We start from the raw sequence: 8,985 nt of genomic DNA on the forward strand, positions 1-8,985 counted from the left end.
AGAACGACCCGACGCTACAGAAGTGGTGAACCCGGAATCGGTTCAAGCGTGGTGGTCTGCGCCGAGTTGATGAGCGAGAGTTCGAAGTTCGCGTGGTCCTCTACGAACTCCACACTGGCTCGGTAGCTTTCGGCAAGGCGGACAGGGTCGCTACCCGGCGGGTAGCCGACAAGCGCGAGCACTCGATGAACGTCCGTTCCGGCATCGATCCACACGCCGTGGACGGTGATGCCATGCCTGCGTAGGCTTTGGATGTGGCGGGGCCAGAAGCTTGTTGTGTAGCGATGCAGCGCATCTGCGCTGACCAATGTATAGGTGTGTAGCTCCATCACCGTGGGTAGTCCTTCCTGACGCACCTCTCGGACGCCTTCGCGCCGACGGACTGGCGGTTCCCGTCGGCTCATCAGCTGTTCACCGGTCGTGCGCGAGGTCATGTGACGGTACCGGCGTGCACCGGGGCGTACCGCTCGCCGCTGATGCGACCCGGCGCAAAGGTCTCGGAGAGGTGAGCGACCTCGTCCGCGCTGATCGCGACGCTGGTGGCGGCGAGGTTCTCGCGAACGAACTCCGCCCGCTTCGTCCCGGGGATCGGTGCGATGTCGAGGGGCTGGGCGAGAAGCCACGCCAGGGCGAGTTGGCCTGGGCGGCAACCCTTGGCCTCTGCCATCGCGATGAGCTCCTCGACGGGCTGGAGGTTCGCCTCGAGGTTGGCCGAGGAGAACCTGGGGTTGGTGGCACGGAAGTCACCGCGTTCGAAGCGTTCACCGGACTTCAGCCGGCCCGTCAGCGCGGACCTGCCCAGCGGACTGTAGGGCACCAGTGTGATGCCGAGTTCGCGACAGGTTGTTGTGACGCTGTTCTCGACGCCGCGCTCCCACAGTGAGTATTCGGACTGCAACGCCGTGATCGGGTGCACGGTGTGCGCGCGGCGAATCTGTTCTGGCCCCATCTCGCTGAGCCCGAGGGCGCGGACCTTGCCTTCCTCGACCAGTTGGCTCATCGCACCGACAGTGTCTTCGATGGGAACTGACGGGTCGAGGCGATGGTAGTAGTACAGATCGATGACGCCCGTCCGCAGCCGCGTCAGGCTTGCCTCGCAGGCCGCCCGGACGTATTCGGGGCGGCCGTCTATGGCGATTCCGTTGCGACCGGGGTTGATCTTCGCCGCGAACTTGGTGGCCAGCACCACATCGTCGCGCCGACCCGTTGTCGCTCGGCCGATCAGTTCTTCGTTGTGGCCGAAACCGCGAATCGCTGCACCCCAGGTGATGTCGGAAGCGCCGTAGACGTCGGAGGTATCCAGGAAGTCCACGCCGAGGTCGAGCGCGGCGTGAATGGTCGCCCGGGATGCGTCGTCGTCGGTCGGCCCGTAGGACTGCGACATCCCCATACAGCCCAACCCGATTGGGTGCACCGACAGATCGCAGTGTCCCAGTGTGACGCGTGGCAGCACGAGAACTCCTAACGGTTGACGGATCCTAGGGGATCCAGTTGATCGTTGGTGGCATCGTCGGCGGCGGTGGAAACGCTTAGTGCTTCCCACTTCTCGTCGTTGGCGAGTAAGTCCCGGCCGGCGACAGTGGCATAGGCGTATGCGTCGGGCCCAACCAGGAGCCGGGCAGGCGGGTCGGCCATGTCGACGACCTTGAGTAGCAGCGCGGCGACCTTGCCAGGGTCGCTGGCACCGAGGTTCGCCGGCGTGCTCGTGGCAGCCGAGGCTCCCACCGTGGTGGCGTACTCCTCGCGCACCGGGTCGATGCGCATGGAGGAGCCCGCCCAGTCGGTGCGCATGCCGCCCGGTTCCAGGACGGTGACCTTGATGCCCAGCGGCGCAACCTCTTGGGCCAGTACGCCGGAGAACCCGGTGACGGCCCACTTCGCCGACTGATAGGCGGCCAGGCCGGGGCGGGTCAGTCGTCCGCCCACCGAGGAAATCTGGACGATATGGCCGGCGCGCTGGGTGCGCATGACGGGTAGAGCGGCCTGGGTCAGGCGCACTACTCCGAAGAAGTTGGTGTCGATCTGGCTGCGGAAGTCGTCGAAGTCGACATCCTCGATCGCGCCCATGTTGGCGTAGCCGGCGTTGTTGACCAAAACGTCGAGCCCGCCGAACCGGGTGACAGCGGTGCGGATTGCGGCGCGGACGTGATCGTCGCTGGTGACGTCGAGTTCCACGACGGCGAGGTGGTCCGGGTAGTCCGCCGCGAGGTCGGCCAGGGCCGACGCCGAGCGGACGCCCGCGACGACACGGTGGCCGGCGCACAAGGCGGCGTCGGCGATGGCTTGCCCGAGTCCGCGGGAAGCTCCCGAGACCAAGAAGACTTGTGATTGACCGGTCATGTCATTTCCTAACTGAACGTTGATGTTTGGGGTACGGCTTCTCAGGAGACTGTGCGGACGGTGCCGCCATCGACGCGGATGTCGGCGCCGCTGATGTAGTCGGCGTGCGAGCTGGCAGGGAAAGTGACAGCAGAGGCGATCTCTTCAGGTCGGCCGAATCGGCCGATGTCATTGGGGAACCACGCTGTCCATCGCACATGCGGGCTCGTCATCGCTGAGCTCTGTCCAGCCCAGACCGTCGTAGTAACCGGCGTTGTTGACCAAGATGTCGACCTCGCCGGCAGCCTCGGCGACGGCAGCAGCCCCGGCGCTCGACGCTAGGTCACCGAGAACCGCCACGGCATCGCCGCCGCCAGCGCTGATTCCACCGGCAACCGCTGAGGTCCGCGCTGGGTCGCGTCCATGTACGAGAACCGAAGCCCCTTCTGCAGCAAGCATTTCGGCTACTGACCGACCCAACCCCGTGCTCGCACCGGTGGTCAATGCCCGTCTTCCGGCCAACCCCATGTCCACGACGACCTCCTCTAATCTACACCCGTAGACTTAACTGCAGTATACGAACGTAGACTTATCGCTATCTATTCCATAACGTGAGGCCATGTCCGCTGGCCCGTCTCGATCGCGTAATGCCGCCGCCACCCGCGAGGCGATCCTGGCTTCGGCCATCCGGAATTTCGCTCGCGCCGGATACGACGGAGTCGGCGTACGCGAGATCGCCGGTGAGGCCGGCGTCACCGCCATGCTGGTGAATAGATACTTCGGGTCCAAGGAGCAGTTGTTCGCGGAAGCGGTGGAGTCGTCGTTCGCGCCCCCCGTGTTCATCACCGAGAACCCGCAGGCCATGGCGCGTGACGCGGCGGCCGCGCTCGTCGCACGCTCCGATCCGGCTGCCGAGGAACTCGCACCGTTTCTGATCATGCTGCGGTCGGCGTCGAATCCGCGCGCCGCCGAGATCGTGCGCGACGCGATCGAGCGGCACGTCGGGCGGCGCCTGGCCCGACAGCTCCCCGAGCCCGGGCGCGAGCTCCGCAGCGAAGTGGTGCTGTCGGTGATCAGCGGAGTGCTCCTCATGCGGCGAGTGGTCGGTGCTCGGGCGCTCAACCAATGCGACGACGCTCAGCTTGCCGAACTACTGGAATCGGTGTTCGAAGCCATCGTCGACACCCCGTTGAGTTGACGGCATTGCGCGGATCGTCACGATGAATCCGTCGCGAGCGCGACGTGGCCGGCGATGCGTGAATAGACCTGCTCGGTGACGTCGAGAGCCCCGCTCATGATGTTGTAGCCATGATCAACACCAGCCACCTCGTGATATTCGACCAAGGATCCGGCGGCATCGAGCCTTTCGGCGTAGCGGTGGGCCTCGTCTCGCAATCGGTCGTGTTCGGCGGTCACCACCACTGCAGGCGCAATACCCGCGAGCCCGTCGGCGTTGCCGCCCCAGGCCGGCGATGCCAACCGGTGGGAACGTTGTGCCCGATCGGGTATGTAGGCGGTGTCGAACACTTCGCCCATCCAGGGTTTCAATACAGCTTTCGCGGCTAACGCGGACGGCTTGTTCCGGGTCGGTGTCACAAGGTCCAGTGGTGCGTAGTGCAGTATCTGCAATGCGATCGCCGGACCGCCGCTTTCGAGTGCCAGTCGGGCGGCCGCGGCGCTGAGGTTGCCGCCCGCGCTCTGGCCACCGACGCACAATCGAGAGCCGTCCCAGTCCCGGGCCGCCTCGGCAGCCCAGCACACGATCTCGTAGATCTGTTGCGGCGCAGCGGGAAAGCGCCATCTCGGAGCCAGCACATAATCGGGGTTCACCACCACGACACCTGCGTTGGCGGCCAGGTACCGGCACCACGGGTCGTCTTGCTCCGGATGTCCGACGACGAACCCGCCGCCGTGGATGTTGACGTACACCGGCGGGAATTCCACCTCCGAGGGTGGGCGGTAAAGCGTGGCAGTGACCGGGCCGTAGCTAGTGGGGATCGTGGTGTGCGAGGTGCGCCCGGGGATGTCGGCGAAGCGTACCGCCGCCTTCGGGGTGGGATTGACCGTCGCGGCAAACACCCGGGCGACGGAGTCGGCGACGACGGGGATGGACAGGACTGACATGCCGGCTCTCCTTGTTCAAGTCGGTGGGTTCTCACATCCGAGTGACGTCGTTGATCGCTGACGCGAATTCCTGTGGGGCTTCCTGTGGCACGTTGTGCCCGATCCCGTCGAGCACGCGGTGTTCGTACGGGCCGGTGTAGAGCGCGCGGTAGGTGCTGCCGTCCTTGGCGGGTCCGTCGAAGTCGGTGCCGATGGTGATGGTCGGGACGGTGATGGCGGGCTTGCCGGCGAGGCGTTGTTCGTCAGCGTCGTAACGGGTTTCGCCAGGGGCAAGGCTGAGGCGCCACCGGTAGTTGTGCAGGACGATGTCGGCGTGGTCTGGGTTGTCGAATGCCGTCGCAGACAGGTCGTATGCGGCGTCGTCGAAGTGCCACAGCGGGGAGGCGTCGGCCCAGATCAGCCGGTTGAAGTCCTTGGTGTTGCGTCGGTAGCCGAGTTCACCGCGCGGGGTGGCGAAGTAGTACTGGTACCACCAGCCTTGCTCGGCCTGCGGCGCCAAGGGTGCGAGGTTGGCCTCCAGGTTGACCAGGATGTAGCCGCTGACCGCGACCAGTCCCGTACAGCGTTTCGGCCACAGTGCGGCGACGGCGTTGGCGGTGCGGCCGCCCCAGTCGTAGCCGCCGAGGATGGCGTCTGGGATGTTCAGCGCGTCCATGAGGGCGACCGCATCGTGCGCGAGCGCGGCCTGCTGGCCGTTGCGGACGGTGTCCGTCGACCGGAACCGCGTCGTCCCGAATCCCCGCAGGTGGGGCACGATCACCCGGAAGCCCCGGGTGGCGAGGATGGCGCTGACGTCGGCGTAGCTGTGGATGTCATAGGGCCAGCCGTGCAGCAGGATCACGGGTGGGCCGTCGGGTGGCCCCGCTTCGGCGTACCCGACGGTGAGATCGCCGGCGTCGATCTGCTTGACCGGGCCGAGCGGGTGCGTCGGAGCGGGCGGCGGGCCTGCGCCGGCGGGTGTCGACGTGCACGCCGTCAGGGTGATGGCTCCTGCGGCCGCCGTTGCGAGAAGGCCGAATTCCCTTCTGCTGAAGCTGTTCACAGTCCGTGTTCCCTTCCGATGATGTCGGTGGCGCGTTCGCCGATGACCACGCACGGTGCCATGGTGTTTCCAGTGGTGACCCGCGGCATGATCGAGCCATCCGCGATCCGCAGGCCCGTGATGCCGTAGACCTTCAGCTGCGCGTCGACGACCGACATCGCGTCCCGTCCCATCTTGGCAGTGCACGTTTGGTGCCAGTAGCTCGAAGCGGCGTCGCGGACGAATCGCTCCAGATCCGCGCCCTTCAGGTTGCCCGGCATGACCTCGCGTTTGGCGAAGGGCTGCAGGGGTGCGGAGTTGCCGATCTCCCGGCACAGTTCGACGGCGGCGACGGCGGCCTTGACATCGTCAGGGTGGGCGAGCATGTTCGCGTGGATATCGATCGGGTCGAGCGGATCGGCCGACCGCAGCGCGAGGTGGCCGCGACTCTTGGGTCGGACCACACCGGCGAACAGTGTCCAGCCGAATTCCGGGAGGCCGAACCGAGCGGTGTTCTCGGCGCTGGATTTGGGCACTTCGGCTTGGCAGGTCTGCAGGTCGGGGGCATCCATGCCAGGTTGGCTGGTTGCGAAGTAGGTGGCCTCGGAGGCGTTGTTGCGTGGGGCCATTGGTTCGCTGTACTCCCACACGCAGTCGATGCCGGGATGGTCTTGAAGATTGCGGCCGACGCCGGGGAGGTGAGTGCGAAGCGGGATGCCGACGCGCCGGAGTTCCGTTTCGTCGCCAATTCCTGAGTGCAGCAGAACTTTCGGCGTGTGAATCGCCCCGAGTGAGAGGATGACCTCGGTATTCGCGGTGATGCGATGCGTTTGTCCGTCGAGCAGAAGCTCCACGCCGGTGGCCCGGTCGCCGTTGAAGCTCACTCGGGTGACGACCGACGAGGTGAGGATGTCGAGGTTTGGCTGGTGAAGAACCGGCGCCACATACGAGCCGAAGACGGATTGGCGTCGTCCGTCTCGCGCGCGGATGTCGCTGATCGCCGCACCCGCGGAGCGCTCCATCATCTGCCCATTCTGATTGTCGAACGTCGGGATCCCAACAGTCCGAGCGGCCTCGATAGTGGCCGGCGCCAACGGATTCGGATCCGGAGCAGGTGTGACGTAGATCCGCCCGCCAGTGCCGCGGTAGTCAGGGTCAGGGGCGCCGTGAAAGTCTTCGACGCGACGGTAGATGTCCAGGACTGACTCATAACCCCAGCCCTTGTCACCGGATTCGAAAGCGAAGTGGTCCCAGTCAGATTTGTGTCCGCGCGCCCACACCATCAGGTTGATGCTCGATCCACCGCCGAGAACCTTGCCCATCGACAGCGGTACGGCGCGACCGTTCACGTGGGCGGAGGGCACGGCCGCGAAGCCCCAGTCCCGTTCGCTTCCGAGGTTCAGTGGCCACTGGGAGGCGGCGGTGACGCTGGGCACCTGATCGGTGCCGCCTGCCTCGACCAGCAATACCGACACGGCGGGATTCTCGGCGAGCCGGCCGGCGACCACCGACCCCGACGTGCCTGCGCCGCACACGATGAAGTCGTACAACCGACCAGGCGAGGTGATGAATGGCATGCATCCATCTGACCGTGCGGAATCCATCGAGTCCAACGATTGATTTTAATAGAAGCGATCGATGAAATAGATAGGATACCGGGGTGGAGTTGCGGCAGGTCGAACACTTCCTCGCTGTGGCCGGCGAGATGAGTTTCACGCGCGCCGCTGAGAGGGCCCATGTCGTGCAGTCGGCGCTGTCGACGTCCATCGCGAAGCTGGAGCGCGAACTCGGCGTCGCGTTGTTCGACAGGTCTCGCCAGCAGATCAGACTCACGGCAGCGGGCGATCGGTTCCACACCCACGCCCACGAGCTGATGCGCGTCAGTCGCGTGGCGGCCGAGTCGGTCGGCGAGTTTCGCCAATCGCTCATGGGCACAGTCGAGTTCGTGTCGCTGATCTCGTTCGGTCCCATGGACGTCGGCCGGGCGCTTGGGGACTTCCATCGCGCGCATCCCTTTGTCCGAATCCGATTGCGGCTGAGCCAGGCAGGCGCGTCGGCGTACCTGTCCGCTCTGGTGGAGGGCTCGCTGGACCTCGCATTGGTCTCTGTGCCGGACCGTTTCCCTCGACAACTGGAGATGCGGCTGCTCTTCGAGGAGCCGATGGTCTTCGTGTGTCCTGATGACCATGCGTTCGCCGACCGAGGGACCCTTGATCTCGCCGATGTCGGCGACGAGGAATTAGTGGGGTTCCCGCCCGAGTTCGGACTGCGCCGACTGATGGACGGAGCCTTTCACGTTGCCGGTGTTGCACCCCGCACGCAGTACGAGGTTCCGGCCGGGTTCGCTGCGATCGCCGACCTCGTTCGTAATGGGCTGGGCACCGCCTTCATGCCCGCGTCAGAAGCTCGTGGGTTCAGTGACCTGCGGTCCGTGCACCTGACAGACCATGTGCTGTGGCAGGTGTATCTGGCTTCGCTTCCGGTTGACCGCCTGACGCCGGCTACGGTCCGCCTCGCAGACGCCCTGCTCGGTGCGGCGGTTGATGCTCGCGCGCTGTAAGACAACTGGTGCGGCGCGGCGACGACGGGTCCAACTACATGCGAAGGAGTACGTCAGACGAACCGCCAACCATTGCCCCAGCTGTCTAAGCGCGAAGGTTGGCGATGCCGACATCTAGGGCGGCCTCGAGGTAGCCGATATCGCCGGTGCTGAGCAGTACCGACACCCCGCCTTGGATGCCTGCGAGCAGCGCTGCGGCGGCGAGAGTCGGATCGACGGACGCGGCGATTTTGCCTCTGGCCTGCATTGCGCGCACACCGGCCTCGATCTCCAAGCGCCAACAGGTGATCAACGTCGAGGTGACGGCGTGTGCACCGGGCGTGCGGCCGATCTCCGACATCACTGTCGACAACGGGCACTGCTGCCCCTGCCTGCGGTACCGCTCCACCACGACGTCGCGCCAGCGTTGCCAAGCCGCCCACGAGACCAACTGGCTCAGGTGAGGCTGTTGGTCGCTCAGCACCCGCTGCGCCTCCTGCTCGGCGACCGCGAGCAGCAGTTGCTCCTTACCGCCGGAAAAGTAGTGGAAAAGTTGACTCTTGGACGTTCCCGTGTGTGCCATCACGTGATCGAGCGTGGTGGCGACGGCACCATTGATGCGGATCTCGGCGGCCGCGCCGTCGATGATTCGCTGCCGGGTGGCGCGTCCCTTGGCCGTCAGCTTCTGGACTTGCGGGTCCATTTTCATCGGCGCATCCTCGGCCTCATGAACTCAAACGATACGCGCCTCGCGGGCCGCACCGCACTGGTCACCGGCTCGACGGGCGGCCTGGGAAAATCCATCGCCAAGGCGCTTGCCGCCGCCGAAGCCTTCGTCGTCGTCACCGGCCGCGACAAGGTTCGTGGCGACGCCGTCGTCGCGGAGATCAATGCCGTGGGAGGTGAGGCGGCCTTCGTCGCCGGGGATCTCGGCGTCGGCCAGGCGGAGGTTCGCCGCGTCGTCGACGCCGCGGTCGAGTCG

General features: G+C 65.7%; 12 protein-coding genes. 3 read left to right on the forward strand and 9 right to left on the reverse strand.

What is annotated here, in order from left to right:
* Positions 1 to 14: 14 nt before the first annotated feature.
* Genes WA965_RS08605 through WA965_RS08625 form a run of 5 tightly spaced genes read right to left on the reverse strand, consistent with a single transcriptional unit; the run spans position 15 to position 2,847 of the window.
* On the reverse strand, positions 15 to 434 hold the full coding sequence (locus WA965_RS08605; protein ID WP_526294604.1) for an NIPSNAP domain-containing protein: 420 nt from the start codon (positions 432 to 434) through the stop codon (positions 15 to 17).
* The gene (locus tag WA965_RS08610; protein ID WP_526294602.1) at positions 431 to 1,453 is read right to left on the reverse strand and encodes an aldo/keto reductase; all 1,023 of its coding nucleotides are present in this window, start codon (positions 1,451 to 1,453) and stop codon (positions 431 to 433) included. Before WA965_RS08610 ends, WA965_RS08605 begins: the two co-directional genes overlap by 4 nt.
* An 8-nt stretch (positions 1,454 to 1,461) precedes the next feature.
* Complete coding sequence (locus WA965_RS08615; RefSeq protein ID WP_526294600.1) at positions 1,462 to 2,340, reverse strand: SDR family oxidoreductase; 879 nt, start codon at positions 2,338 to 2,340, stop codon at positions 1,462 to 1,464.
* Positions 2,341 to 2,381: 41 nt separating this feature from the next.
* Positions 2,382 to 2,552 (reverse strand): SDR family oxidoreductase, encoded by a 171-nt coding sequence (locus WA965_RS08620; RefSeq protein ID WP_526294598.1) that lies wholly within the window; start codon positions 2,550 to 2,552, stop codon positions 2,382 to 2,384.
* Positions 2,509 to 2,847 (reverse strand): SDR family NAD(P)-dependent oxidoreductase, encoded by a 339-nt coding sequence (locus WA965_RS08625; RefSeq protein ID WP_526447365.1) that lies wholly within the window; start codon positions 2,845 to 2,847, stop codon positions 2,509 to 2,511. The genes WA965_RS08620 and WA965_RS08625 overlap by 44 nt, the downstream gene beginning before the upstream one ends.
* Positions 2,848 to 2,938: 91 nt before the next feature.
* On the opposite strand from WA965_RS08625, the gene WA965_RS08630 reads away from it, so the two are divergent.
* Complete coding sequence (locus WA965_RS08630; RefSeq protein WP_526294596.1) at positions 2,939 to 3,517, forward strand: TetR/AcrR family transcriptional regulator; 579 nt, start codon at positions 2,939 to 2,941, stop codon at positions 3,515 to 3,517.
* Between the two features lie 17 nt (positions 3,518 to 3,534).
* Here WA965_RS08630 and WA965_RS08635 read toward each other — a convergent pair whose 3' ends face one another.
* The 3 genes from WA965_RS08635 to WA965_RS08645 are packed head-to-tail and all read right to left on the reverse strand — an operon-like array spanning position 3,535 to position 7,041.
* On the reverse strand, positions 3,535 to 4,443 hold the full coding sequence (locus WA965_RS08635) for an alpha/beta hydrolase (protein ID WP_526294594.1): 909 nt from the start codon (positions 4,441 to 4,443) through the stop codon (positions 3,535 to 3,537).
* Between the two features lie 31 nt (positions 4,444 to 4,474).
* The gene (locus WA965_RS08640) at positions 4,475 to 5,485 is read right to left on the reverse strand and encodes an alpha/beta fold hydrolase (protein WP_526294592.1); all 1,011 of its coding nucleotides are present in this window, start codon (positions 5,483 to 5,485) and stop codon (positions 4,475 to 4,477) included.
* Positions 5,482 to 7,041: a GMC family oxidoreductase gene (locus WA965_RS08645; protein ID WP_526294590.1), complete on the reverse strand. Its 1,560-nt coding sequence runs from the start codon at positions 7,039 to 7,041 to the stop codon at positions 5,482 to 5,484. Before WA965_RS08645 ends, WA965_RS08640 begins: the two co-directional genes overlap by 4 nt.
* Before the next feature lie 83 nt (positions 7,042 to 7,124).
* On the opposite strand from WA965_RS08645, the gene WA965_RS08650 reads away from it, so the two are divergent.
* Positions 7,125 to 8,024 carry a LysR substrate-binding domain-containing protein gene (locus WA965_RS08650; protein ID WP_526294588.1) on the forward strand — a complete coding sequence of 300 codons (900 nt, stop codon included), beginning with the start codon at positions 7,125 to 7,127 and terminating at the stop codon, positions 8,022 to 8,024.
* An 85-nt stretch (positions 8,025 to 8,109) separates the two neighbouring features.
* Here the strand turns inward: WA965_RS08650 and WA965_RS08655 are convergent, their stop codons facing one another.
* Entirely contained in the window at positions 8,110 to 8,706 is a 597-nt protein-coding gene (locus tag WA965_RS08655) for a TetR/AcrR family transcriptional regulator (RefSeq protein ID WP_526294668.1), read from the reverse strand.
* Positions 8,707 to 8,730: 24 nt separating this feature from the next.
* Between WA965_RS08655 and WA965_RS08660 the strand changes: the two genes are divergently transcribed.
* Positions 8,731 to 8,985 (forward strand): SDR family NAD(P)-dependent oxidoreductase (locus tag WA965_RS08660; RefSeq protein WP_526447363.1); only part of this gene is annotated, 255 nt, incomplete at its 3' end.

The sequence above is a fragment of the Mycobacterium sp. genome, assembly GCF_049683935.1.
GTDB lineage: Bacteria > Actinomycetota > Actinomycetes > Mycobacteriales > Mycobacteriaceae > Mycobacterium.

Coding starts and splice junctions, on each gene's coding strand:
- WA965_RS08605 (WP_526294604.1), bottom strand. CDS start 434: ATGACCTCGCGCACGACCGGTGAACAGCTGATGAGCCGACGGGAACCG.
- WA965_RS08615 (WP_526294600.1), bottom strand. CDS start 2,340: ATGACCGGTCAATCACAAGTCTTCTTGGTCTCGGGAGCTTCCCGCGGA.
- WA965_RS08620 (WP_526294598.1), bottom strand. CDS start 2,552: ATGACGAGCCCGCATGTGCGATGGACAGCGTGGTTCCCCAATGACATC.
- WA965_RS08625 (WP_526447365.1), bottom strand. CDS start 2,847: ATGGGGTTGGCCGGAAGACGGGCATTGACCACCGGTGCGAGCACGGGG.
- WA965_RS08630 (WP_526294596.1), top strand. CDS start 2,939: ATGTCCGCTGGCCCGTCTCGATCGCGTAATGCCGCCGCCACCCGCGAG.
- WA965_RS08635 (WP_526294594.1), bottom strand. CDS start 4,443: ATGTCAGTCCTGTCCATCCCCGTCGTCGCCGACTCCGTCGCCCGGGTG.
- WA965_RS08645 (WP_526294590.1), bottom strand. CDS start 7,041: ATGCCATTCATCACCTCGCCTGGTCGGTTGTACGACTTCATCGTGTGC.
- WA965_RS08655 (WP_526294668.1), bottom strand. CDS start 8,706: ATGGACCCGCAAGTCCAGAAGCTGACGGCCAAGGGACGCGCCACCCGG.